The organism is Blastocatellia bacterium, from assembly GCA_035275065.1.
In the GTDB taxonomy this organism is placed as follows: domain Bacteria; phylum Acidobacteriota; class Blastocatellia; order UBA7656; family UBA7656; genus DATENM01.
Genome location: DATENM010000150.1, coordinates 44,282 through 69,429 on the forward strand (window position 1 = coordinate 44,282; position 25,148 = coordinate 69,429).

At 62.0% G+C, this 25,148-nt stretch carries 22 protein-coding genes and 1 tRNA gene; 18 read left to right on the forward strand and 5 right to left on the reverse strand.

Translation table 11 applies throughout. The features are described 5' to 3' along the window. Positions 1-8: 8 nt before the first annotated feature. The 3 genes from VJ464_27625 (at position 9) to VJ464_27635 (ending at position 2,974) form a co-directional block, all read left to right on the forward strand. Entirely contained in the window at positions 9-482 is a 474-nt protein-coding gene (locus tag VJ464_27625) for a hypothetical protein (protein HKQ08924.1), read from the forward strand. A 194-nt stretch (positions 483-676) separates the two neighbouring features. Further along, entirely contained in the window at positions 677-1,699 is a 1,023-nt protein-coding gene (locus tag VJ464_27630) for an alpha/beta fold hydrolase (GenBank protein ID HKQ08925.1), read from the forward strand. Between the two features lie 81 nt (positions 1,700-1,780). Continuing rightward, the gene (locus VJ464_27635) at positions 1,781-2,974 is read left to right on the forward strand and encodes a class I SAM-dependent methyltransferase (protein ID HKQ08926.1); all 1,194 of its coding nucleotides are present in this window, start codon (positions 1,781-1,783) and stop codon (positions 2,972-2,974) included. 55 nt (positions 2,975-3,029) lie between these two features. Here the strand turns inward: VJ464_27635 and VJ464_27640 are convergent, their stop codons facing one another. Further along, positions 3,030-4,283 carry a cysteine desulfurase-like protein gene (locus VJ464_27640; protein ID HKQ08927.1) on the reverse strand — a complete coding sequence of 418 codons (1,254 nt, stop codon included), beginning with the start codon at positions 4,281-4,283 and terminating at the stop codon, positions 3,030-3,032. A gap of 184 nt (positions 4,284-4,467) precedes the next feature. Here VJ464_27640 and ispE point away from each other — a divergent pair, with 184 nt between their 5' ends. The 13 genes from ispE (at position 4,468) to VJ464_27705 (ending at position 17,914) form a co-directional block, all read left to right on the forward strand. Beyond that, entirely contained in the window at positions 4,468-5,346 is an 879-nt protein-coding gene (gene ispE / locus VJ464_27645) for a 4-(cytidine 5'-diphospho)-2-C-methyl-D-erythritol kinase (protein ID HKQ08928.1), read from the forward strand. 96 nt (positions 5,347-5,442) lie between these two features. Beyond that, positions 5,443-5,517, forward strand: a tRNA-Gln gene (locus VJ464_27650). Between the two features lie 102 nt (positions 5,518-5,619). Further along, positions 5,620-6,591, forward strand: a complete 972-nt coding sequence (locus VJ464_27655; GenBank protein HKQ08929.1) for a ribose-phosphate pyrophosphokinase — start codon at positions 5,620-5,622, stop codon at positions 6,589-6,591. Between the two features lie 91 nt (positions 6,592-6,682). Continuing rightward, positions 6,683-7,342: a 50S ribosomal protein L25 gene (locus tag VJ464_27660; protein HKQ08930.1), complete on the forward strand. Its 660-nt coding sequence runs from the start codon at positions 6,683-6,685 to the stop codon at positions 7,340-7,342. A gap of 72 nt (positions 7,343-7,414) precedes the next feature. Then, positions 7,415-8,002 carry an aminoacyl-tRNA hydrolase gene (gene pth / locus VJ464_27665; protein ID HKQ08931.1) on the forward strand — a complete coding sequence of 196 codons (588 nt, stop codon included), beginning with the start codon at positions 7,415-7,417 and terminating at the stop codon, positions 8,000-8,002. A 246-nt stretch (positions 8,003-8,248) separates the two neighbouring features. Further along, positions 8,249-8,659, forward strand: a complete 411-nt coding sequence (gene rpsF, locus VJ464_27670) for a 30S ribosomal protein S6 (protein HKQ08932.1) — start codon at positions 8,249-8,251, stop codon at positions 8,657-8,659. Further along, positions 8,660-8,932: a 30S ribosomal protein S18 gene (gene rpsR / locus VJ464_27675; protein HKQ08933.1), complete on the forward strand. Its 273-nt coding sequence runs from the start codon at positions 8,660-8,662 to the stop codon at positions 8,930-8,932. A 110-nt stretch (positions 8,933-9,042) separates the two neighbouring features. Further along, a complete protein-coding gene (gene rplI, locus VJ464_27680) occupies positions 9,043-9,633 on the forward strand; it encodes a 50S ribosomal protein L9 (protein ID HKQ08934.1) in 591 nt (196 codons plus the stop codon). Positions 9,634-9,845: 212 nt separating this feature from the next. Continuing rightward, complete coding sequence (locus VJ464_27685; protein ID HKQ08935.1) at positions 9,846-13,514, forward strand: replicative DNA helicase; 3,669 nt, start codon at positions 9,846-9,848, stop codon at positions 13,512-13,514. A gap of 28 nt (positions 13,515-13,542) precedes the next feature. Beyond that, positions 13,543-14,778, forward strand: a complete 1,236-nt coding sequence (gene alr / locus VJ464_27690) for an alanine racemase (GenBank protein ID HKQ08936.1) — start codon at positions 13,543-13,545, stop codon at positions 14,776-14,778. Positions 14,779-15,015: 237 nt separating this feature from the next. Beyond that, complete coding sequence (locus VJ464_27695) at positions 15,016-16,248, forward strand: aminotransferase class I/II-fold pyridoxal phosphate-dependent enzyme (GenBank protein HKQ08937.1); 1,233 nt, start codon at positions 15,016-15,018, stop codon at positions 16,246-16,248. A gap of 88 nt (positions 16,249-16,336) precedes the next feature. Continuing rightward, positions 16,337-17,581 carry a beta-ketoacyl-ACP synthase II gene (fabF, locus tag VJ464_27700; GenBank protein HKQ08938.1) on the forward strand — a complete coding sequence of 415 codons (1,245 nt, stop codon included), beginning with the start codon at positions 16,337-16,339 and terminating at the stop codon, positions 17,579-17,581. Positions 17,582-17,656: 75 nt separating this feature from the next. Further along, the gene (locus tag VJ464_27705; protein ID HKQ08939.1) at positions 17,657-17,914 is read left to right on the forward strand and encodes an acyl carrier protein; all 258 of its coding nucleotides are present in this window, start codon (positions 17,657-17,659) and stop codon (positions 17,912-17,914) included. Here the strand turns inward: VJ464_27705 and VJ464_27710 are convergent. Beyond that, on the reverse strand, positions 17,911-18,117 hold the full coding sequence (locus VJ464_27710; GenBank protein ID HKQ08940.1) for a hypothetical protein: 207 nt from the start codon (positions 18,115-18,117) through the stop codon (positions 17,911-17,913). The genes VJ464_27705 and VJ464_27710 overlap by 4 nt on opposite strands. A 34-nt stretch (positions 18,118-18,151) precedes the next feature. Here VJ464_27710 and VJ464_27715 point away from each other — a divergent pair, with 34 nt between their 5' ends. After that, positions 18,152-20,380, forward strand: a complete 2,229-nt coding sequence (locus tag VJ464_27715; GenBank protein HKQ08941.1) for an O-antigen ligase family protein — start codon at positions 18,152-18,154, stop codon at positions 20,378-20,380. 7 nt (positions 20,381-20,387) lie between these two features. On the opposite strand, the gene VJ464_27720 is transcribed toward VJ464_27715, so the two are convergent. The 3 genes from VJ464_27720 to VJ464_27730 form a co-directional block, all read right to left on the reverse strand. Beyond that, on the reverse strand, positions 20,388-22,304 hold the full coding sequence (locus VJ464_27720) for a DUF11 domain-containing protein (protein ID HKQ08942.1): 1,917 nt from the start codon (positions 22,302-22,304) through the stop codon (positions 20,388-20,390). Positions 22,305-22,525: 221 nt separating this feature from the next. After that, entirely contained in the window at positions 22,526-23,119 is a 594-nt protein-coding gene (locus tag VJ464_27725) for a GTPase domain-containing protein (GenBank protein ID HKQ08943.1), read from the reverse strand. 81 nt (positions 23,120-23,200) lie between these two features. Continuing rightward, positions 23,201-23,692, reverse strand: a complete 492-nt coding sequence (locus VJ464_27730; GenBank protein ID HKQ08944.1) for a roadblock/LC7 domain-containing protein — start codon at positions 23,690-23,692, stop codon at positions 23,201-23,203. 285 nt (positions 23,693-23,977) lie between these two features. Between VJ464_27730 and VJ464_27735 the strand changes: the two genes are divergently transcribed. After that, positions 23,978-25,144 carry a M20 family metallopeptidase gene (locus tag VJ464_27735; GenBank protein ID HKQ08945.1) on the forward strand — a complete coding sequence of 389 codons (1,167 nt, stop codon included), beginning with the start codon at positions 23,978-23,980 and terminating at the stop codon, positions 25,142-25,144. The last annotated feature ends 4 nt before the right edge of the window (positions 25,145-25,148 follow it).

The window sequence follows — 25,148 nt, forward strand, 5'->3', positions numbered from 1 at the left end:
GAAAACCGATGAGAAAGTTAGTTGTCATGGCCGCTCTGATGATCGGCACCTCGGCGCTGGTTATGGCCGGAGGGCCGCGCCCGACGGCGCCCGCTCAAGGCCAGGAACTGAAGCACGAAAGAGCCTGTAGCATGGCCAACGTGGCCGGCGCTTATGGAGTGTATGGCGGCGGCACGATCTTGCCCGGCAATCAGGTGGGCGCGCCTCCCGGCCCGTATGCCACCATCGGCAGGGCCGAGCTGGATGGCCACGGGGCCTTTATCATCACCTCGCAGACTGGGAGCTTCAACGGCGCGATATTCCAAAACATTACGGCGCAGGGAGTCTATACGGTCAATGCCGACTGCACCGGCACGCTCGCGATAGGCAGTGACACCGCCGACATCGTGTTTGCTGACGGCGGCAATGAATTCTATGCCACCGATACGACTTCAGGGATCGTCACCACATTCGTTTTCAAGCGCATCACCCCAAATAAATAGAACGATCAGCCATCGGCTCCAGCCCGGTTTATTGATGCGCGCCAGGCTGGAGCAAACCTGCGCGAAGGCGCAACGGCGACCAGCCGCTGCGCCTTCGCGCGCGACATTCAAATCCAAGGAGATTGCAGCCCGGTCGCACTGGCCAAACGAACAGGCCGGTTGAGCGCGACTCCCGTGAGAGAGGTTATCGAACGATGAGCAACACGGCAGCTTTGACCTTAGACCGCTTTCTCGGCGAGCGTCGCCGGGCCAGTTCGGGCTCGGCGATCCGCCTGAAGCGCGAGATTGCCAGCCACTTCTGGACGGTCGCCCCGGCGCTGCGCGCCGCCATCACGGCAGCCCCAGAGATGCCTGCACGTCCGTTTCAAGCGATAGTGAAAGACGAGGCGCTCGGCAGCGTACGCGTCAGCGGCCTGCTGTCAGACGCGCCCGCGTCTGACACGGTCGTCATCATTCTTCATGGGATCGGCGGCAACGCTCACAGCCCGTGCTGTCTGGCTGCGGCGCGCGCCGTCGCGCAGGCCGGCAATGCGTCGTTGCGGCTTTCGATGCGCGGCGCTGATCTGTCGGGCGAAGACATCTATCACGGCGGCCTGACCGACGACCTGCGGGCCGCGCTCACCAGCCCGGAACTGCGCCGTTTTCGGCATGTGTGGTTGCTGGGATACTCGGTCGGCGGTCATCTGGCGTTGCGCGCCGCCATCGAGCAGATCGATCCGCGACTGCGGGCGGCGGCGGCCATCTGCCCGCCGCTTGATCTGCTGGCCGGGGCGGTCGCCTTCGACGAGCCACGGCGTTGGCTCTATCGTCGCTATGTCTTTGCGGGGATGAATCGCGGCTACGCGGCGGTTGCGGCGCGGCGACCCGTTGCGGTGCCGCCCGCCGTGGTCAAGCGCGCCCGCTCGGCCTTCGAGCGTGATGAGCTGACCGTCATCCCGCGCTTCGGTTTCGCGAGCGCCAAGGATTATTACCTGCGCGCCGGCGTGGCGCCGGTCATTGACCGGCTGGCCCTCCCGTCGCTGGTCGTTGCCAGCCTGCATGACCCTGTCGTCCCGCCGCACACCCTGCGCGCCGCAGTGGCTGACGCCTCTGCTGCTCTGAAGCTGCGCTGGGTTGACGGCGGCGGCCACATCTTTTTCCCGCCGGGCGTTGATTTGGGATTTGGCGGGCGGCCCGGCGTCGAACATCAAGTGGTCCGCTGGTTGAGCCGGCAATGATCGCCACAAGGTTCTTACGGCAGTCGGGCGACCGGCGCGCGGCAATCTGTTTTGTTATTAACTTCGCAAAAGGAGAATCCGATGAATCCAATCGCTGAACAAATGCCGCTCGCCGCTGACGGGCGCGGCGCCGGCCTGTTGACTGCCCTGCGGCGGCGCTATCAGAAGCTCACGGCCGAAGGGATCACCGGCCCGGCCTTCGAGCTACGGCTGCCGGATGGCTATTGCGCGCTGATTGGCGCGGGCGAGCCGCGCTTCACGCTCGACATCGCCACCGCGCGCGGCTTGCGGGCCGTCGCTTCGTTTGATGAGCTTCGCCTCGCCGAAGCCTACATGAACGGTGATCTGGACATCCTCGGCGATATGCTCGCGAGTCTCAAGCACCGGCGGCTGTTGAGCGACCGTCGTCCGCTTCAGTATTTGATGGCGACCTATCTGGGGCCGCTGCTCGCCGGTCAGGTGCGCAGCGATAAGCGGTGGATTAAGAGCCACTATGATATTGACCCGGAGTTCTTCTTGTTGTGGCTCGACAAGCGGATTCGCGGCTACTCGCACGCCCACTTCGCGGATGACGGCGAGCCGCTCGAAGTCGGCATGGAGCGCAAGTTCCGTTTCGCGATGGATGCCTGCGGCATACGCGCGGGCGACCGCGTGCTGGACATCGGCGGCGGCTGGGGATCATTCCTTGAGTATGCCGGCTCGCGGGGCGTGCATGTGACTTCGGTTACCATCTCCGACGCGTCGCAAAAGTTCATGCAAGAGATAATCGCCCGCAAACAGTTGCCCTGCGAAGTGGTCAAAGAACATTTGCTAGATTACCGCGGCGCCGCGCCTTTTGATGCCGTGGTCAACCTCGGGGTCACCGAGCACTTGCCGGACTATCGTCGGACGCTGCGACAGTACGAGCGACTGCTCAAGCCCGGCGGGCGCATCTACCTCGACGCCTACTCTGGCGACCGCCATGGCATGCCGAGCTTCATCACCAAGTGGGTCTATGAGGGCAACACCTCGCCGCTCTGCCTGCCGCGATACCTGGCCGAAGTCGCCCGCACGGATTTCGATGTCGTGCTGATTCAAAACGACCGGCACAACTATTACCTGACTTGCAAAAAGTGGGCAGAGAATCTGGAAGCGGAGAGCAGCACAGTGATTGCTCGCTGGGGGCACCACCTTTACCGGCGCTTCCGCCTCTATCTGTGGGCGGCGGCCAACTCTTTCGAGCTGGGAACGCTCTCGGCACACCGGATGGTCATGGAACGCCGGGCGCTCGCTTAGGCGATGAGTAAGGTAATCGAGCGCCGCTGCCGGCGCTCGATTCTTTCGTCCGACTTCAGCGGGACGTGCCGCTCGCCAGCTCGCGCACCACTTCGAGCAAGCGGTCAATCTCTTCGTCGGTCGTGTAACAGGCGCAGCCGACGCGCAACAGACCCTCTTCGACAAGTCCCAATCGCTCAACCACCGTCCAGGCGTAGAAGTCGCCGTTTGAAGCAAACAGGCCGCGCGCGGCCAGAAACTCGGCGACCGCAAGCGACGGCTGCCCCGCGAGCGTGAACGACACGGTCGGCGTGCGCGGCGCGGCGGGCGGCGGGCCGTAGAGACGGATGCCTTCGATGGCCGCGAGCCCCTCCCATAGTTTTGTAAGCAACCTCACCCCACGCTCATGCAGGCCGGCAAAGGCCGATTGCAGGCGCTCGCGCCGTGTGCCGCCTGCCGCGAGCGAAGCGAGAAAGTCTACGGCAGCCGCCGCGCCGATCATGCCTTCGTGGTTTTGCGTGCCGGTTTCGGCGCGGTCGGGCGCATAATCGGGCGCCGGCAGCAGCTTGGGAAAGTCGAGCGCTTCAAGCAACCCGCGCCTTCCGTACAGCACGCCGATGTGCGGCCCATAAAACTTATAGGCCGAGCAGGCCAGAAAATCGCAATCCATCGCACGCACGTCAACCAGCTCGTGCGGCGCGTAATGCACCGCGTCAACGAAGACCAGAGCGCCAACCTGTCGGGCCATGCGGACGGCGCGCGCGAGATCGTTAATCGTGCCCAGCGCGTTCGACGCCGCGCCCACCGCGACCAGTTTCGTGCGCGGCGTGACACACTGCTCAAAGGCCGGCCAGTCGAGCTGGCCGGCCGCCGCGTCCATCTTCACCGTGCGAATCTCGACGCCGCGCTCTTTGGCGAGCTGATGCCAGGGCGCGACGTTGCCGTGATGATCAAGCTCGGTGACGACGATCTCGTCGCCGGCGCCGAACGTGTAGCCGAGGGCGCGCGCCAGGTGAAAGGTCAGCGTCGTCATGTTCAAGCCGAAGGCGATCTCGGTCGAATCGGCATTGAAGAAATCGGCGAGCGCGACCCGCGCTGATTCAATCAAGGCGTCGGTTTCGGCGCTCGTCGGGTAGGCCCAGTGGGTATTGGCGTTGTGGTGGTAGAGATAATCGCTCATTGCTTCAACGACCGGGCGAGGCACTTGCGTGCCGCCCGGCCCGTCAAAGTAGGCCACAGGGTAGCCGTTATGACGGCGTTCGAGCGCCGGGAAGTGTGCGCGAATCTCTTCGACGGAGGCGATGCCGGTCAACTCTTTGGCTTCTTTCATAATCTCCATGCGACGGATGAGAAGTGAACGTAAAAAGACGAGTGTATCGTAGAGAGGGGCCAGGGAGCTAGGGGACAGGGACGAGAGAGCCGGCGCGTGTTTTTCGCTTACTCTTCCCCGGCCCCTAGCCCCTCGCCTCTCTTTGCGGTAGCATGGCCGCGCCCGCAAGCGGCACCGATGAACCATGACGCTGTCGATCAAATCCTACGCCAAAATTAACTGGACGCTCGACGTGCTGTTCAAGCGCGAAGACGGCTATCACGAGCTGCGCACCATCTATCAGACCGTGTCGCTGCACGACACCTTGCAATTGACGGCGACCGCGAGCGCGATTGAGATTGCCTGCGACGACGAGCGCGTGCCGCTCGATGAAAGCAACCTTGTGCATAAAGCCGCGACCCGGCTGCGCGCCGCCATCGGCTTGCGGAAAGGCGCGCGCATTCAAATCAACAAGCGCATTCCGGTCGCGGCGGGGCTGGGCGGCGGCTCGTCGAACGCGGCGGCGACGCTTCTGGGGTTAGCGCGGCTATGGGAGGTCAATCTCGACGAGCGCGAGCTATTCGAGATCGCCGCCGGCTTAGGCTCGGACGTACCGCTGTTTCTCGTCGGCGGCACGGTCTTAGGGGTCGGGCGCGGCGAAGAGGTCTACCCGCTTGAACAGGTCGAGTGCGATGAATTATTGCTCGTCAACGCGGGCATTGCGGTCTCGACAATGACGGCTTATCGAGGGCTTTCGCGGTTGACAAGGCAAGAGGCGCTTCGTATCATGCCCTTTACTCTGTTTGCCGCGAAAGCCATCCGTGAGCTACCGCTTGTGGCTGCGAACGATCTGGAAGAGACCGTTATAGCCGCTCACCCCGAAATTGCGGAAGTCAAACGTCGGCTGAAAGGCTGTGACGCACGGCATGTGTTGATGAGCGGCAGCGGCGGCACGGTTTGGGCGGTCTTTGACAATTCGGAGACGAACGAGCGGGCGCAAGCCGAGTTGCGCGCCGCCGGCTGCTGGGCCGAGCGGGCGCGCGCCGTCAGCCGTCAAGCATACCAGGAATCCATTTTTGAATGACCACGCGCCGGCTGCCTGATCTCGCAGATCAGCTGCATGTCCAGGCCGAACGTCCACGCGACGAGATTCGCTTAGATCATCCGCCGATGGCCATGTTGGGGAGTCGCCAAGCGGTAAGGCAGCGGCCTTTGGAGCCGCCATTCGGAGGTTCGAATCCTCCCTCCCCAGCCAATCCCAGTAAATAGTGACAAGCGGCAAGTGACAAGATAAAATCGCACTTCTCTCTTGTCGCTTGTCACCGTTTACTTATCACTCTTTTGATGTGGAGGCAGCGTGAACACCTGGGACGGTTCGCCGCATCCGAACGGCAACGTCAAAATCTTCTCCGGCAATGCCAATAAGCGGCTCGCCGAAGAGATCTGCGATCATCTCGGCATCGACTTGGGCAAGGCGCACGTCGGGCGTTTCACCGATGGCGAGTTCAATTTTCAGATCCTCGAAAACGTGCGCGGCGAAGATTGCTTCATCGTCCAGCCGACCTGCCCGCCGGTTGATGGCAATATCATGGAATTGCTGATCATGCTCGACGCCTTTCGGCGCTCGTCGGCGCGGCGCATCACGGCGGTGATTCCGTATTACGGCTACGCCCGCAAGGATCGCAAAGACCGCCCGCGCGTGCCGATTACCTCGAAGCTGGTGGCGAACCTGATTACCGGGGCGGGCGCGGACCGCGTCTTGTTATTCGACCTGCACGCCGGGCAGATTCAAGGCTTCTTTGACATCCCGGCGGATCACCTGTTCGCCGCGCCGGTGCTGGTCGGTTACTTTCAAGAGCTGAAGCTGCCGCGGCTCACGGTCGTCGCGCCGGATGCCGGCGGCGTCGAGCGGGCGCGGGCCTACGGCAAGCGGCTGGGCGCGGAGCTGGCGATCATTGATAAGCGGCGCGATTACGAGCGGCTCGGCGAAGTCGAAGTGCTGAACGTCGTCGGCGACGTCGAAGGGCGCACGACGCTGATCATTGACGATATGATTGATACGGCGGGCACGCTGGTCAAAGCCGCCGAGGCGCTCAAGGCGAACGGCGCAGAAACCGTGCTGGCGTCGGCGACGCACGCGGTGTTGAGCGGCCCGGCGGTCGAGCGCATCAACGCTTCGCCGCTCAAGGAAGTCGTGGTGACGAACACGATTCCGAGCGACAATGCGTGCCGGTCTCCGAAGATCAAATGTTTGAGCGTGGCGAAACTGCTGGCGGAAGCCATCCTTTCGATCCACGACGAGACTTCTGTGAGCAAGTTATTTATTTAGGGGCCGGGTATCGGGTGCCGGGTGTTGGTAAGAACCTTAGAGTCTTATCCCAGCACCCAACCCCTGACACCCGACACCCAGCGGAGCTGAAATGATTACTGACATTACCATCAATGCGAACACACGCGGCGCGGCGGGCAAGGGCGATTCGCGCCGCCTGCGCGCTCAGGGCATGATCCCGGCGGCGGTCTATGGCGGCGGCGACGAAGCCGTGGCCATTGCCATCAATGCGAAAGAGATTGCCAACATTTTGCGCTCGGAGACCGGGCACAACACGATCTTCAAGGTGGCGCTGCCGGGCGGCGGCGAGCCGGCGACCGTCATCATCAAAGACTGGCAGGTTGATCCGGTCAGAGGCCGCCTGCTGCATGCAGACCTGCTGCGCCTGTCGCTGACTGAAACGACGCGCGTGCACGTGACGATTGAAGTCGTCGGCGAACCGGTCGGCGTCAAGCTGGACGGCGGCATCCTCGACCTGCAACTGCGTAGTGTCGAAGTCGAATGCCTGCCGGGTGACATTCCTGAACACCTGAAGCTCGACGTTGCGAACCTGCACCTCGGCGATCATGCGACGGTCGGCGACCTGGTTTACGACCGCACCAAGATTAAGGTGATGGCCGATGATCATCAGGTGATTGCCGGCGTCCTGACGCCGCGCCTGGCCGAAACGGCGGCGCCGACTGCCGTGGAAGCCGAAGCAGCGGCGACCTCAGAGCCGGAAGTCATCAAGAAGGGCAAGACCGAAGAGTAGTGACAGGTGGCAAGTGACGAGTGACACGGTAACCCCTCTCATCACTTGTCACTTGTCACTTGTCACTGTCTTATGATGTTGATCGTCGGTCTGGGGAATCCGGGTGGCGAGTACGAAGAGACGCGCCACAACTTTGGATTCATGCTCATTGAAAGGTTGCTGGCGCGGGCCGGTGGGCGTCGCTTCCGTGACGCGCCGGGCGCGAAAGTGGCCGAGGTGACGCTCGCAGGCCGCCGCGTGCTGCTCGTCAAGCCGCAGACTTATATGAACCTGAGCGGCGACGCGGTCAAGCCTTTGCTGGCACGCTATGGCGACGGCGATCTGAGTAATCTGATCGTCGCTTCCGACGATGTTGCCTTGCCCTTCGGCATGATTCGCGTGCGCCCCGGAGGCAGCGCCGGCGGCCAGAAGGGCTTGAAGTCGATCATCGAGCGGCTCGGCTCTGATCGCTTCACGCGCCTGCGGCTCGGCGTCAAGCCGGATCATCCGGTGGGCGATCTGGCGAGCTTCGTGCTCGCGGTGATCCCGAAGCGCGACCGCGTGCTGCTCGACGAAACGCTCGACCGCGCCGCCGACGCCATCGAAGTGATTCTGGCCGAAGGCGTCGAACGCGCTCAGGCGCGCTTCAACGAGCGCGTCAAGGAAGTGAGCGAGGAGTGATTAGAGGAAGGGAGTCAGAAGTCAGGAGTCAGGAGCCAGAATGGAAAAGGAAGTCGGCGGCATTGAGTAGACTTGCTGCGCCTTCCAAATTCATTCTGACTCCTGACTCCTGAATACTTCCCTCACTGTTCTTTGCCAAGAGGTTCTATTGTGAATCTCCTTGCTCTGCGCCGCGAGCGCAGGGCTTAACCGTGAGCTTCGCTTGGTGCGGAGCCGAACGAAATCCACAAGGAGGATATCTCTCACATGAGAGTTTACGAAGTTCTGTTTATCATCGCCCCGAACACCGAAGAGGGCGATATTGAAACGCTGGTCACGCAGATGCGTGACGTCATTACCAACCAGGGCGCGCAGGTCACGAATGTCAATCGCATGGGCCGCCGCCGCCTCGCTTACCCCATCGGCAAATTCAATGACGGCCATTACGTCGTGCTGACGGTCGAAGGCACCGGCGCAGAGATCGCCGAGCTTGAACGCCGCATGCGCGTCAATGACGCGGTCATCCGTTACATCACCATTCGCATTGACGAAGACCTGAAGCGCGCCGAGAAGTTCCGCGCCCGCCGCGCGGCCCGCGTTCGCGCCGGGGCCGGCGCTCGCGGCTCGCGTAACAGTGAGCCGGTGCTGCCGGTCGGCGACGAAGAGGAGGAAGAATAAATGAGCAGCGATAGAGAACAGCCGCGCCGCGACGACCGCCGCGGCCAGGGGGGCCGCCGTTTTGTGCGCGCCCGCAAGTCGTGCCGCTTCTGCGCCGACCGCGTCGATTATATCGATTACAAAGACTCCAAGACGCTTGGCAGCTACGTGCCGGAGCGCGGCAAGATTCTGCCGCGCCGCATCTCGGGCACCTGCGCGCCGCACCAGCGCATGCTGGCGGAAGCCATCAAGCGCGCTCGCAACGCTGCACTGCTGCCGTTCGCGACAGACTAACGATTTTGGATTTTGGATTGCCGATTTTGGATTGGCAGATTGAGGCTTTGGCATTGTCCCTCAATCCAAAATCCAAAATCTAAAATCCAAAATCGAACGAGGATGATTCAATGGCACACATGGATGTTTTGTTGAAAGAAGACGTAGACAATCTCGGCCAGCGCGGTCAGGTGGTGCGCGTGCGCGCCGGTTATGGGCGCAATTACCTGCTGCCGCAGGGGCTGGCAATCGAAGCGAGCGCCGGCAACCGCCGCATGATCGATGAGCAGCGGCGCGTCCTGGCCAAGCGCGAGCAGCGCGAGAAGACGAGCGCGCAGGGAGAGGCCCAGAAGCTCGATGGCCTGGAGCTGCGCTTTGAGCGGCGCGTCGGCGAGCATGGCGTTCTCTATGGCTCGGTGACGGCGCTCGACATCGTCGAAGAATTGAAGCGGCTCGGCTACACCGTCGAACGCCGCCGCCTCAGCCTGCGTGATCACATCAAGGAGGTCGGCGATTTCGAGGTCACCATCAAGCTGCACCGCGAGGTCGCGCCGGTCATCAAGGTGAAGGTGCGCAAGGAGGGCGAAGCCGAAGAGCCAGCCGCCGCGGAAACGGCTGCGGAAGCCAGTTCTGAGCCGGCAGAGGCAACGGCTGAGGCTGCGACCGAAGCACCGGGCCTTGCCGCCGCCGTCGCCGACGAAGCCGAATCGGCGCAAGAGTAGGGATCAGGGGCCAGGGACCGGGGGCGAGGGAGTTGAGTCGAGAGTCGCGAAATAAAACGCGTCTTTCCACTAGCCACTAGCCACTAGCCCCTCGCCCCTCCTTCTGCTATCATCTGGCGCGGAACGGTTGAGGACGCAGCCGTTCCGCGCTTTCTGTCTCTGGTGTCGTTCGCTCCAGAAATCATCCCCCCAGAACGTTTGGAATCATTGGTATGTCACGTGCTGCCTCAAGTGATCCTTTTTTCGATAAAGGGCTGCCTTCTAATGTCGAGGCGGAGCGCTCCATCCTGGGCGCAATCCTGCTCGACAACGCCGTCTGCAATCAGGCCATCGAGCTGCTGAAGCGCGAAGATTTCTTTCTCGACTCGCATCGGCGCATCTACGAAAAGATGATCTCCTTGAGCGAGCGCGGCGCCGCCATTGACCACATCACGCTAACCGATGAGCTGCGCAAGGCCGCCGAGTTCGAGCAGGTTGGCGGCCTCACCTACATCGCCTCGCTCATGGACGGCGTGCCGCGCACCGACACCATCGAGCATTACGCCAAGATCGTCAAATCTAAATCGCAACTGCGCAAGCTGATCACCGCCTCGAATCAGATCATCGCCAGTTGCTTTGACGAAGAAGATGACCCCGAGATCATCATTGATCGCGCCGAAGCCTTAATCTTTCAGATTGCCGAAGACCGCGTGCGCCAGGGCTTTCAATACATCGGCGAAGTGGCGCAGCGCCGCCTCGAACAGATCGAGCAGATGGCCGGGCGGCCCGAAATGATTACCGGCGTGCCGACCGGCTTCACCGATTTTGATCAGCTCACCTCCGGGCTTCAACGCCAGGACCTGATCATCGTCGCCGCGCGCCCGTCAATGGGCAAAGCGCAACCGTTGGACGCGCGGGTGCTCACCGAGAGCGGCTGGAAGACGATGGGCGAGCTTGAAGTCGGTGATGACCTGGCTTCAGTTGATGGCCGGCCTTCGACCGTCATCGGCATCTATCCGCAAGGGGTCAAGCAGATTTATCAAGTGACCTTCTCGGATGGCCGCGCGACAGAATGTTGCGGCGAACACCTGTGGAGCGTCCATTACCGGAACTGGCCCGCGCCAAGAGTGTTGACGACGACGGAAGTCGCGACATTGCTCACGCGCAAGCGCTATCAGAAACGTCTGTGGATCGATATGGTCTCAGGCGATTTCGGGCACAACCAGTCGCTGCCCGTAGACCCCCGGGTCTTAGGTCTGCTCATCGGCGAAGGCGATTTCAACACCTTACGGTTCTCGACCGCGAGCCATTCGATCTTGAGCCGAATGACGGCGGAGCTGGAGCCCGCGCTGACGATCAATCATGCCGGGCGATATGACTATCGCCTTGTGCAGACCGATGGGCAGTGCCGACCGGGACGCTATGGCGTGTGGCCGAATCCGCTCAAAGAAGAATTGAAGAGTCTGGGCCTTTGGGGAAAACGGAGCGAGAGCAAATTCATCCCGGAGCCATACAAGACGGCGAATCGGGCGGCGCGGCTGGCGTTGCTGCAAGGGCTGCTCGATGCTGACGGCTGGGTGGAGAAGACCGGCTCGGTCCGCTTCGCTACGTCGAGCGAGCGGCTCGCAGACGATGTCGTTGAGCTGGCGCGTTCGCTGGGCAGCTGGGCGACGAAGAACAGCAAACAGCCGGTCTACACGTATGACGGAGAGCGGCGGCAAGGACGATTGTCGTTTGTCGTCAACATTGGGCATCCGCAGCCCGCCAGCCTGTTTACACTGCCTGAGAAGCGCGCCCGCGCTGCCGCCATAAGAAAGCGGCGCAAGCTGCCGACCTTTGTTTCGATTGAGCCGGTGCGGCAGGTCGAGGCGCGCTGCATCGCCGTGACGCACCCGACGCAGCTTTACATCACGGATGATTATGTCGTCACGCACAACACGGCGCTGGCGTTGAACATGGCGTTGTATGCGGCGAAGAACGGCAGCACCGTCGGCATCTTCAGCCTGGAGATGTCTGCCGAACAACTGGTATCGCGCCTGCTCTGTTCCGAGGCCCGCGTCGACGCGCACCGCCTGCGCACCGGCTACTTGAATCGCGAAGAGTGGGCGCGGCTGGCCGACGCCTTGCGGCGTTTGTGCGAGACGCAGGTTTACATCGATGACACGCCGGGCTCCGGGGTGCTGGAGATGCGCGCCAAATGTCGAAGGCTCAAAGCCGAGCACCGGCTTGACCTGCTCATCATTGACTATATGCAATTGATGTCGGGTCGCGGGCGCATCGAGTCGCGCCAGCAGGAAGTGTCGCAGATTTCGCGCGACCTCAAGAGCCTGGCCAAAGAGCTGAATGTGCCGGTGATCGCGCTGTCGCAGTTGTCGCGCGCCACCGAAACCCGCAGCGACCACCGCCCGCAGTTGAGCGACCTTCGTGAGAGCGGCTGCCTCGCCGGCGAGAGCTTGGTGACGATGGCCGACACCGGCGCGCAGGTGCCAATCCGTGATCTCGTCGGCAGGTCAGGATTCGCCGTCTGGGCCTTGAACGAAGAAACCCTGCAGATCGAGCGCGCCATCGTCAGCCGCGCTTTCTCGACAGGCGTCAAGTCGGTTTATCGTTTGACGACGCGATTGGGGCGAACGATTCGCGCCACCGCCAATCATAAGTTCCGCACGTTTGCCGGGTGGTTGCGGCTCGATGAATTAAGGATCGGCGAGCGATTGGCCGCCCCGCGCGAGTTGCCGAGCCCGTATCCGCAAACCATCAGCAACGCGGAACTGGCTCTGGCAGCCCATCTTATCGGCGATGGTTGTACTCTGCCACGTCATGTCATTCAGTACACGACGCGCGAAAAAGATCTCGCCGAGTTGGTCGCCGCGCTGGCCACCGAAGTGTTTGGCGATGAAGTTCGACCGCGCATCAACCCGGAGCGCAACTGGTATCAGGTCTATCTGACCTCGACGCGGCATCATACGCATAATGTCCGCAGCGCCGTTGCTGAATGGCTCGATGACTTGGGCATCTTCGGGCTGCGATCTTACGAAAAGCATGTTCCCGACAAAGTCTTTAAGCAGCCGGCGCCGGCCATCGCGCGCTTCCTGCGCCACCTGTGGGCGACGGATGGCTGCATTCGCCTGAAGCCGGGCTTTTATGCGCCCGCCGTTTATTACGCATCGAGCAGCGAGCGACTCGCGCGCGACGTGCAATCGCTCTTGCTGCGGCTCGGCATCACTGCATGGCTCAGACGCAGATCGCAAAATGGAAAAGGGCACGACCAATTTCATGTTTCTTTAAGCGGCAAGCCTGACCTCCAACGATTCATCGAGCTGGTCGGCGCAGTCGGAGAATATAAGAACGGTTCCTTACGTGAAATCGCGGCATATATTGGAAACCGCCCGGCAAATACTAATCGGGATATCATTCCCAGCGAGGTTTGGAGAAACCTTGTTGTGCCAGCAATGGAGGTGGCTGGCATGACGACGCGTCAGATGTTCGAGGGGATAAGCACTCGATATTGTGGAACAGGAATTTATAAACAGAACATCAGCCGCGAACGCGCTGCGCGCCTTGCGAGCGTTGTGCATTCTGAGGAACTCAATAAGCTGGCTCACAGCAGCGTTTATTGGGATGAGATTACCTCGATTGAGCTAGATGGTGAAACCGAAGTCTATGACCTCACAGTCGAACACTTCCATAATTTCATTGCCAATGAAATCATCCCGCATAATTCGATTGAGCAGGACGCCGACGTCGTTTGCTTCATCTACCGTGACGAAGTCTACAATCCGTCGGACGAGAATCGCGGCGTCGCCGAGTTGATCGTCGGCAAGCAGCGCAACGGCCCCACGGGCACTGTGCAGATGGCCTTCTTAAAAGAGTTCACGCGCTTCGAAAACATGTGGAAGGAGTAGCCGGGCCACAACGCCGAGGGATGCCGAGATGAAGGATGAGCAAGGGGCAGGGGATACGCCGCCGGGCGAGTTGGTGTCGCGGGCCGCTGCCGATTCATCTTCCGACGCGCAGGCTTCAGCTTTTCTGCCGCCGGGCCGCCCGACCTGGGCCGAGATCAACCTCGATCACCTGGCGCACAATCTTGGTCTCGTCAAACAGGCGGTCGGCGCCGAGGTCGCCGTGATGCCGGCGGTCAAAGCCGACGCTTACGGTCACGGCGCGGCGGCGTGTGCCGTGGCGCTCGAAGGCGCCGGCGCAGACTGGTTCGGGGTCGCCTTGCCCGAAGAAGGGGCCGCGCTCAGAGAGGCGGGCGTGACGCGGCCCGTGCTCTGTCTCGGCGGTTTCTGGGAAGGGCAGGAGGCCGGGCTGCTGGCCGCGCAATTGACCCCGGTGCTGTATCGTCTCGACCTGCTCGAACGCCTCGACGCCGAGGCGCGGCGCGCCAGCCGCCCGGCGGCTTATCATTTGAAAGTGGATACCGGCATGGGACGGCTCGGCGTGCCGTATATGGAGCTGGCGCGCTTTCTCGAACGAGCCGATGGCTTCACACACTTGCGGCTTGATGGCGTGATGACGCACTTCGCTTCTGCCGACCAGCCGGATAAAGATGAGTTTACCCGGCTACAGATGGCGCGCTTTGAAAGTGCCCTGGCTGAAATCCATGCCCGTGGCCATCAGCCGGCGTGGATTCACGAAGCCAACAGCGCGGCGTCGCTGGCTTATCCGCGGGCGCGCGGCAACCTGGTGCGGCCCGGCGGCGTGCTTTACGGCTTGTGGCGCGATGTCGTGAATCCGCAAACGCCTCGGCTCGACTGGCGGGCGGTGCTGGCGCTGCGGACGCGCATCATTCATATGAAAAGGGTGGCGCGGGGCGCGCCGCTCGGTTATGGCGGCACCTTCACGACCCTGCGCGAGAGCCTTATCGCGACGCTCGCCATCGGTTACGAAGATGGATTGCCGCGTGCCCTCTCAAACCGCGGGCGCGTGCTGGTGCGTGGCCAGTTTGCCCCCATCGTGGGCCGCATCAGCATGGATTTGACTTTGATTGATGTCACAGACATCAACGGTGCCGCGCTCAACGACGAGGTGACGGTCATCGGGCAGCAAGGCACGCAGGAAATCTCTGCCGAGGAGGTCGCCAAGCAGGCTGGCACGATCTCTTATGAGATCACCTGCCGCCTGAGCGAGCGCGTGCCCAGGAAAATAGTAGGCAGGGGGCCGTAAGCAGGAAGCCGTCAAAAAGAAAGCCGGCCGGGCGAGGCGACTCGCATGGGCCGCCTGTGAAGGCTGGCAGATGGTTTTTACTGCCGCCCGCTTCCTGCCTCCTGCCTCCTGTTTACCGCTTGCCCTGCCGGCGTTTTCAGCTATAATTCTCGGCATTGCAGGGAAACAAGTTTTCGCTCGGGTTCCTCGTGATAAGGTGTGTAGTTCAAAGATTCCGTTAGGTAAGGGGTGTTCAGCATGCAGCAGCCATCGCGGATCGCCGCGAAAGATGTGTTCGAGAAAGCACTGTCGTATACAAAGGCAGACGAGTTCCGCCGCGTCGGACTCTATCCCTACTTCACGGAATTTTCGGGGGCGATTGATACGGGCGAAGCCGAAGTGATGATGGGCGACCGCCGCGTCTTGATGTTCGGCTCGAACAACTACCTGGGACTGACGACGCGACCCGAAGTGAAGGCCGCCGCCATCGAAGCCGTTCAACAGTACGGCACCGGCTGTTCGGGCTCGCGCATGCTCAACGGCACCATGGACCTGCACGTTCGCCTGGAAGCGACGCTGGCGCGCTTTATGAAGCGCGAATCGGCGCTGGCCTTCGGCACAGGCTTTCAGACCAACTTCGGCGCGCTGGCGACGATTGCCCAGAAAGGCGATGTGATTATCGCTGACCGCAACATTCACGCTTCGCTGCTCGACGGCTGCCTGGCATCGTTTGCGCGCACGATGCGCTATCGCCACAACGACATGCGCGATCTCGAAAAAGTGCTCGAAAGCCTGCCGCCGGACGAAGGCCGCCTGATTGTCGTTGACGGCGTCTTTTCGATGGAAGGCGACACCGCCAACCTGCCGGAGATTGTCCGGCTGGCGCAAACCTACGGCGCGCGGGTTTACGTTGACGAAGCGCATGGCATCGGCGTGCTCGGCGCTCACGGGCGCGGCGCGGTCGAGCATTACGGGGTCGAAAGCAACGTTGATGTGGTGATGGGGACGTTTTCGAAATCCTTCGCCTCAATCGGCGGCTTCATCGCCGCGCGCCGCGAGGTCATCGAATTCATCAAGCACCACAGCCGCGCTTTCGTCTATTCGGCGTCGCTGTCGCCGGCGAATGCGGCCGCCGTCTTGAAAGCCATCGAGATCATCGAGCGCGAGCCGGAGCTGCGCACACGGCTGCTGGCGACGAGCGCGAAACTGAAGCGCGAGCTGAGAGCAATGGGCTACAAGCTGCTCGAACCGCATGAGAGCTTTAACGGCATGACGCCGATCATCCCGGTCATCGTGGATGACGAGGTGTTGGTCTGCCGCTTCTTCTGGGAGCTGATGGGCGAAGGCATCTACACCAACCCTGTGCTGGCGCCGGCAGTGGCGCACAGTCTGGTGCGTATCAGTTGCATGGCGACGCACACGGAAGAGCACCTCGAACGCCTGCTCGAAGCCATGTATCGCATCGGCAAAAAGATGGAGATCATTCAGTGACAAGTAAACAGTGACAGGTGATAAGAGGGAAACCCCGCTTGTCTTTACTTGTCACTTGTCACTTGTCACTTGTCACTTGTCACTCTTTATGAGGCGAGTCGTCGTAACAGGCATCGGATTGATTACCCCGCTGGGCTGCGGGCGCGAGGTCGTTTGGTCGGCGCTCACTGCCGGGCGCAGCGGCATTGTGCGCATTGAAGAGTTCGACACCTCGGGACTGCGAACGAACATCGCCGGCGTCTGTCGCGACTTTCGCCCGCTCGACTTTTTCGACGACCGCGAGATGGCGCGTCTCGACCGCGTCTCGCAGATGGCGATTGCGGCCACCGGCATGGCGACGGGCGAAGCCGGGCTGACCAATGGCCAGCTCGACAGCTATGACGTCGGCGTGATGCTGGGGACAGGCTTCGGCGGGCAGAGCTCGATTGAAGAGTACTGCGGCGCTTTCTTCTCGAATGGCCGTGGCCGGCGCTCGGCCATTGCGATTCCGAAGTCGATGTACAACGCGTCGTCTTCAAACATCGCCATCCGCTTCAAGACGCGCGGCCCGAACCTGACGGTGACGACCGCCTGCTCGTCGGGCGCGAACGCCATCGGTCAGGCGTTTCACTTGATTCGCTACGGTCACGCCGACCGCATGATTGCCGGCGGCGCCGATGCTCCGGTGACCCCTGTGGTGATGGATGCGTGGAAAGACATGCGCGTGCTGTCAACCAAGAACGATCCGCCCGAGCGCGCCTGCAAGCCCTTCAGCGCCAACCGCGACGGCTTTGTGCTGTCGGAAGGCGCGGGCATCGTCGTGCTGGAAGCGCTGGAGCTGGCCGTCGCGCGCGGCGCTCGGATCTATGGCGAGATTCTCGGTTACGGCTCGACGGCCGACGCCGCGCACATCACCTTTCCTGATCCCGACGGCGAGGCGAACGCCATCCTGCGCGCCCTCAAAGATGCGAATGTTGCGCCGGCAGAGATCGATCACATCAACGCGCATGGCACCGCCACCAAGCTCAACGACCAGTCCGAAACCGAGGCCATCAAGCGCGTCTTCGGCGACCGCGCTCGCGAGATTCCCATAAACTCGATCAAATCGATGATCGGCCATTCGATGGGCGCGGCGGGCGCAATTGAGTTGATCGCCGCGACGCTGGCGATTGATAATCAGATTCTCCCCCCGACGATCAACTACGAGGAAGCCGATCCGCAATGCGACCTCGATTACATCACCGAAGGGGCGCGGCGGGTGAGCGGCAGCAATCCACTGCGCACGGCGATGTCGAATTCGTTCGGTTTCGGCGGCAACAACGCCGTGCTTGTCGTGCGCGCCTTTCAAGGGTAAACTGTACGCCTTGAAATTCAAATCCAGGCCCCAAACTCGACAATACGGAGACGGCTGTATCGAAGGGAAAGTGCTATGACCAGACAAGCGGTTGAGACAATCGAGGACGCGGTAAAAGACATCATCGTCGCGGAGCTGCGCGTGGATCGCGACCAGCTAGAGCCGGCGACACATCTGATGAAAGACCTCGGCGCCGACTCGCTCGACGCGCTCAACATCGCCCTGCGGCTGGAAGAAGCCTTTAAGATCAAGATACCCGATGACGCGATTCCGAAGTTCTTGACCGTCGGCGACATTATCAAAGGCGTCAATGAACATCGGGCGATGCATTAGCGCGGCAGCCCGCCGCGACCCGCCGGCCTGCCCATCGCGGCGCGCGACCGGGCGGCGTGGCGGCGACACCAGGCATTGATAACCGCAGGCGGCGCCAGCTTCGTTTTGCTGGCGCCGCCTTTTGCCGCCCGCTGATCGGAAAGCGCGCCACCTGATCTCACAATCGTCATGAAGTCATCGCGCCAGCCTGCTTCTGTAACCAAGGCCACAACGCCTGTCCGCGCGCTGGCGTTTGCGGTGAGCCTGGCACTGCTGGCGCTGGTGCCGCTGGTCTTCAGCACGGCGGTACACCGCACGTTCACGCTGCCGAAGGTGGTCGTGTTGCTCGTTGGCTCGGCGGCGCTCGTCGGCCTGATGGGATGGACGGAGTTTGCGCCCGGCGGCGCGCGATTGCGATTGCTGCGTTCGCCGCATGTCTTGCTCATCCTGCTCTACGTCGCGACGCTCGCGACCTCGACCGCTTTCGGCGTCGCGCCGCGCCTCGCGTTGTTCGGCAGCTTTGAGAATCAAATGGGCTTGCTGACGCGCGTGTGCTTTCTGATCTGCTGCCTGAGCTTGGTCATCATCATCGGCGAGTCGCGGGCGCGGCTGCAACAGACGCTCTGGGCCGTCACAATCACAGGGCTGGTCGTCGCCACCTACGGCTTCGCGCAGTTCTTCGGACGCGACCCGTTCATGTCGGCGAACCTCTATACCTTCGCGTCCGCCGCCGGGCGCGTCGTCCGCGTCATCAGCACACTGGGGCACGCCGATTACCTCGGAAATTTTCTGCTCTACACGACGCCCGTGAGCGCCGCTCTCGCGCTGGCGCGGCAAGGGCGCGCCCGCTTGCTGGCGCTGGTGGCGACGCTGCTTTCGACGCTTGTCATCGTCTTTAGCGGTACGCGCGGAGCCATCGTCGGACTTGCGGTCGGAGCGCTGGCGCTGGCGCTGGCCGCAGGCAGACGCCGGGAAGGGCCTGCGATCTGGCGCGACCGCCGCGCCGTGCGCCGTGCAACGGTCGCGGCGCTTATCGTCATCGGCGCGCTGGGGTTGATCGCCGTCAACCCTGCGTCGCGGCAGATCATTGTGCGCGCCCGCGCTGCCATCGCCGAAGGCGCGAGCGGTGCGGGCCGCACGCTTTTGTGGCGCGACACGCTGGCGATGCTCCCGGCTTATGGCCTTACAGGCTGCGGCCCCGAAGGGTTTCGATTGGCTTTCCTGCCATACAAGTCGCTGGAGCTTGCCCAGCTCGCGCCGCAAACGAATAACGAAAGCCCGCACGACGCCTATCTCGACGTGGCGGTTTCGAACGGCGTGGCGGGCGCGATCTTTTATGTTGCCGTGCTAATCTCTGCTTTCTGGCGGCTGGCCATCGCCGCGCGCCGCGCCGCCGACAGGGAGATGAAAATTACATGCGCCGGCTTGATAGCGGCGCTCGCCGCCGTCGCCGCGCACAACATTTTCATCTTTGACCAGATTCCGACGGGGCTTTATTTTTTCGCCTTCGCGGGGCTGGCGCAGGCGGCCTTCAACGTCGTGATGGGTGTGCGTCGCGACGACAGCCGCTCTGCTGATGGCGGCGTAAGACCGGCGACGCGTCTACTGCATCGCGGGATCGCGGGGGCCGGTGTCACCATCTTCGTTATCGTGTCGTGGTACGCGCTCGTGCTGGTGCGCGCAGACGTAGAGATGCGCCGCTCGTTTGCTGCCGCGCTCGGCGGCGATTTCGATGGCGCGCTCGCGGCGGGCCGGGCCGCGGCTAACAGCGCAGAGGCGACCGGGGCATATCAGTTCGAGCTGGCGCGCTCGCTGGCGTTGTTTGCCGACGTGGCGCAGGCGCGGCTGAATGTAACCAACATCTCACAAGCCGAAGCGGCGCGCCTGACAGCGGCGCGCGAGGCGGCCATCCGCGAAGCGACGGCGGCGGCGCGCGCGTCGTTGTCACACACGTTGACGCCCGATGCCAGCCACCTGCTGCTTGCCTACCTTGCCTGGCTTTCAAAAGACGCCGCAGGGCTACGCGAAGAGGCCGGCGAAGCGATCCGACGCGACCCGTACTTTGCTAATGGTCACTGGTTGATGGGCGAGGCTTTGCTGATGGCCGGTGACGCGGCGCAGGCTATGCGCGAAGCCGAAACGGCGTTGACGATCAATCCTTACTCTGGCGAAGCGCGCGACCTGTTCAAGCGGGCGCGCGGCGACGAGCAAGAGACAATCGAAGGGCTGCTCGCACAGGCGCAGCGCTTCGTCAATCGCGGCAGGCTGCGCAAGGCGCGACGGCGCTTGCTGCATGCCTTGCGAGAGTCAGCCGGCAACTGCGCCGACTGTCATCGCGCCTTGGCGCTGGTCTACGAAGCCGACCAACAGCCGCAACAGGCCATCGTCGAATGGCAGGCCGTCGCCGCTCAGACTGCTGACGCGGCGGTGATCCGGCAAGCCCAATCGCACATCGAAGCGCTCAAGCAACAGGCCGCGGCTCGTTGATCCCCTCTCAAGGACAATTACAAGTATTATTTCTAACGTCGCGGTCAGTGATCGTGCAGCGGGTCACGCCAGGCGGCGTCTGCAATGCCGCCGAGCCTTTGAAGACACTCAGGTCAACCGTCGCCTGCACGCGCCGGTCTGTCGTGTTGTGCTGTAAGGTGATGGTCGAGCCTCTGATGGTTAATGTCCCCTTGCCGGCGAAGGCTGTGCCGTTACAGCAAAAGCGATAATCTCCTGTGTGCGAGTTAATCAACAGCACGGTCGAGGGGGTTGAGTCGTCCTGCAAGCAGATGTCGAAGGCGCTGGTGACCTGAACGCTGGCCGTCGCGACATTGTTTGTCGGGTTCGTATCGATCCCCTGGAACGCAACCGTCGCCGTGTTGGTCAGCGTCGGGGACGCGCTCGGCGTGATGTGCAAAGTCAACGCGAATTCGAGCGACGTAGGAATCCCTGTCCCCGGCACTGACGGCAGCGTCGGCGTCGTACAGGTCACCGTCCCCGTGCCGCCCACCGGCGGCGTGGTGCAGGTCGGCGGCGTGAAGCCCGTGCCGTAGCTGGTCAGCAACGTCAGCGATTGGAAGGTCGTACCCGGCGGCAGCGGGTCCGTAAACACGACGTTGTTAGCCGGCGCTGGCCCATTGTTGCTGACCGTGATGTCGTAGGTGATGTCGCTGTTGGCTGCGACCGGGCCTGCCGGGCCGACCTTTGTGACTCCCACATCGGTCTGCGTGCCGACGAAGCGGAGATCGTTGCCGTAGACCTGGTATGAATAGTTGGCGCACGGCTGGTTCAACGTGGTGTTGTAAACGACAATCGAGAATTGCGAGTTCGGACAGACGGTGAACTCCCAATTGATCGTCTGATAGCCACTGACTCCGCCGAGGTAGTTGGCACAAATGTTGTTCGGGTCGAACTGCGGGCTGTAAGCGGCCATGAAGATTCCCAACAATCCGCAACTGGTGGTGAAGCTGACATAAACCTTTTGACTGGCCGGCGAGTCATTCATAAAGAAGTATTCGTCATAGTGGCGCGTCCCGACCGGCCCGAAGGTGATGCAGTTGGGCGAGCCGATCACAGGGATGCCGCCGACAGTGTTTTCAAGGTGGCGCGGCCCGGTAAAGGTCGGCTCGGTGAGATCAATTGAGTCGGTGATTGAGGCGACCAGCGGGGTCCCCCCTTCTGGAAGTGCCGCCGTCAGGCGGGGCATTAAAGACCCATGTGGATGAGCCAGGGCCCGCAACTGCCGCTTTAACTGTTTGGGCGTCTGATCGGCCCGCGTAAACGGCCCGCCGTCAGTGTTAAAAGAGGCTGACGACAGCGAGTTCGTGAAAGGGTCATTGAAGGCGATGGCGCTCGTGCCGCCGACCGCCAGCTGATAGCTGCCGCACGTCACGCCGGGTTCGAGTCCATAGACAAGGATCGAAAACGTGCTGTTGCCGCAGACGGTGAATTCCCAGTTTGTACTCCCGGAGACGCCAGCCCCGGCCAGGTAGTTGTTGCAGATGTTTGTCGGGTCGAACTGCGGGCTATAGGCCGTCTCGTAGGTGTTACCCCCACAGCCCGAAATGAAAGCGACGCTAACACGCTGTGAGGTCGGCGAGGTGTTGGTGAAGAAATACTGGTCGTAGTGCCGCGCGCCGACCGCGCTGAACGTCTGGCAGATACGGTCGCCGGGAATGCCTGAGCGGAAATGGCGCGGGCCGGTGAAGGTCGGGTCGGTCGTGCTGATCGAGCCACTGATATTGGCGATGATGCTGGTGCCTTGCATCGGCATCACGTTGGCTGGAGCGCCGCCTGTCGCCGCACTCGACGCGCCGCCCGGCGGCAGCCAGACGATCAGGAACAATCCGAAAAGGAAGGCGCCGAGCAGCAGGTCGAACAACAGACGCAACCAGCGCGGCGAAGCTTTCGCTGATTTGGCCATGAGGGCTTTCTCCTTCCGCGGCATTGCCGATCAATGAGCAAAGGAAACAGGTTTATCGTCTGTGAACGGGTCGCGTCCAGTGAAAGTAACGAAGGATTGAGCGGTTCGGTGATTGGTTTTATGAACCTTGCACCGGGCGCGGCAACATCATATTGTCGGCCACGGTGCGCGTCAAGCAAAATTTGTCGGGGGCCTGCCGCGTGCCGGCACGCCCCGCTTCTTTACCCGCCGCTGCTCTTGCGCAGTTCCATCAACACCTGCTTGGCGACCGCCTTGAGCGTGTCGAAGACGCCGACGCCGCGGCTGGCGACGCCCTCGAAGACCGGCTCGTCGCGGCGCAGCAACTCGGCCTTCAGCTCTTCGACCGCGACGACGTTCGGCAGGTCGCGCTTGTTCAGTTGCAGCACGTATGGCAGCTTGGTCAACTCGTAGCCATGCTGTTTGAGGTTCAATTCGAGGTTGAAGAGCGACTCGACGTTGGCGTCCATGCGCTCGCGCTGCGAGTCGGCGACAAAGACGACGCCGTCAACGCCTTTAAGGATCAGCTTGCGGCTGGCGTCATAGAAAACCTGGCCGGGCACGGTGTAAAGGTGAAAGCGTGTCTTGAAGCCGCGCACGGTGCCAAGGTCGAGCGGCAGGAAGTCGAAGAAGAGCGTGCGGTCGGTTTCCGTCGCCAGGCTGATGAGCTTGCCCTTGGCTTGCTGGGCGGTCGAATCATAGATGAATTGCAGGTTGGTGGTCTTGCCGCCGAGGCCCGGCCCGTAATAAACAATCTTGCAATTGATCTCGCGCGAGGCGTAGTTGATGAACGTCAAGGCTTGTATCCCTTATAGCAGTGCCGGTCAGCGGGGTGCGGCTACCGGAGCGCTCATTACTTGAGGGGCAAGGCGCGCGGTCTAACTGAACAGGGCGTCGATGTCTTCCTCGGTAATCTCGGCAAACGGCGAATCGAGCGCAAAGCCCATCTCGCGCTCGCGGTCAACCTTGCGGTCAATGGCGTCAAAGATCATGTTCATCTCGGCGGTCACCCGTTTGACCCGCAAGCGCACCAGTCCGAGGCTGCTGCGCTCGTCGAAGATGACGACCAGGATGACGCGGTTGGCGACGATGGAAATATGAATGTTGTCGCGCTCGCCTTCGTGCGATAGAACCGGAAAGCCCTGCTCGCCGATCAGGTGTGCCAGGCCATCGGTCGCCGCCACGTTGCCGGCAGTGAGACTGGCAAGGCTGGTGGTGTCGAGGTTGAGCATCTCCCCGTGCGCGGCAATCTGCTGACCATTTTTATCAACCAGGAAGACGAACTTGGCGTTGGCGTCGGCGCACAGGCGCGTGATGGCGCCCTTGAGCTGCGCATATTCCTCTTCGTACATTACGACCGGAGCCGCCATTCCTTCTCCTTAAGCGAAAGACCGAAGCAAGCGAGAGCGTTGCCAGGATCAGCGCGACTGTCTTGCGCTTGGTTTTCAAAGCGAACGTTTGCGAGCGTGATGACAAAACGTTCGGCAGGGGATCGGGCGTCAGCAGGGGCATGCGTCGGGTGAGCCTGTTATAGCATGCACGGGTAATGGGTTCAAGAGTTTTCCGCGCTCTGCTTAAACGCGCATCGCGCTTCGCTTCCGTGACCGCGCCCGCCGGTCTATACTCAACAAAGGCGACAAGAAACAGGAGACATTATGGAGTCGAAATTTGCCAGCCACATTAACCGCGACGAGATCGTCGAGATCGTCTGCGAGCTGGTTCGGCAGGACACCGTCAACCCGCCGGGTAACGAGCACCTCTGCAAAGAGATCGTCACGCGCTCGCTTGAACAGCTCGGCATGGAGGTCGCCTACTACGAGAAAGAGCCGGGGCGCACCAACATCGTCGGGCGCAAAGGCCGCGGGACGAAATCCATCGGCTTCGTCTCGCACATGGACGTGGTGCCGCCGGGCGAGCTGGAGCAGTGGGAGACGCCGCCCTTCGAGCCGACGATTAAAGACGGGCGCATTTACGGGCGCGGCACGCTCGACGATAAAGGATCGTTCGCCTGCGCCTATGCCGCCTGCAAAGCCTTTCTGACCGAGCACGCAGACTTTGACGGCACGATCTACCTGATCGCCGCCGCCGATGAAGAGCTGGGCAGCGAGCTCGGCATCATCTATCTGGTCGAAGAGTGCGGCATCAAGTTCGACGTTGCCATTATCCCCGACGGCGGGCGCATGGACTTATCGATTTATGGCGAGAAGGGCATCCTCTGGGTCGAGGTCGAAAGCCGCGGCATCCAGGCGCACGGCTCGACGCCGGAGCTGGGCCGCAACGCCATCATCCCGCTCGCCGAGGCGCTTGCCGAAGTCAAGTCGCTCGACCTCGGCGCGAACTACGACCGCGCCTTCGACGGCTGGACCATGAACGTCGGTACGATTCAGGGCGGCTCTTCGACCAACACGGTGCCGGCAGTGGCGCGCGCGACGATTGACTTCCGCCTGCCTGGCGGCATCAGCAAGCAGGCGGTGCTGGCGAAGCTTGAAGAGAAACTCGCCGCCGCCCGCCGCCGCTCGCCCGACGCCGAGCTGAGCATCAAGGTGCTGCACGAAACCGAGCCGCACCTGTCGGACAAGAACTCGATCATCGTGCGCAGCTTCGACACGGCGGCGCGGCGCTTGAACCTGCCGATGAAGTACGAAACCTTTGGCGGCAATACCGTCGCCAAGAACCTCTTCTTCGCCGGCATCACTTCGGTGGTGCATTATCCGGGCGACGACAAGCTGGCGCATGTGCCGAACGAGTTCGTCATCATTGACGAGCTGGTGCTGGGCTCTGTGCTGTACGCCGAAACGCTCGAAGCTTACTTCTTCGGTTGAATTC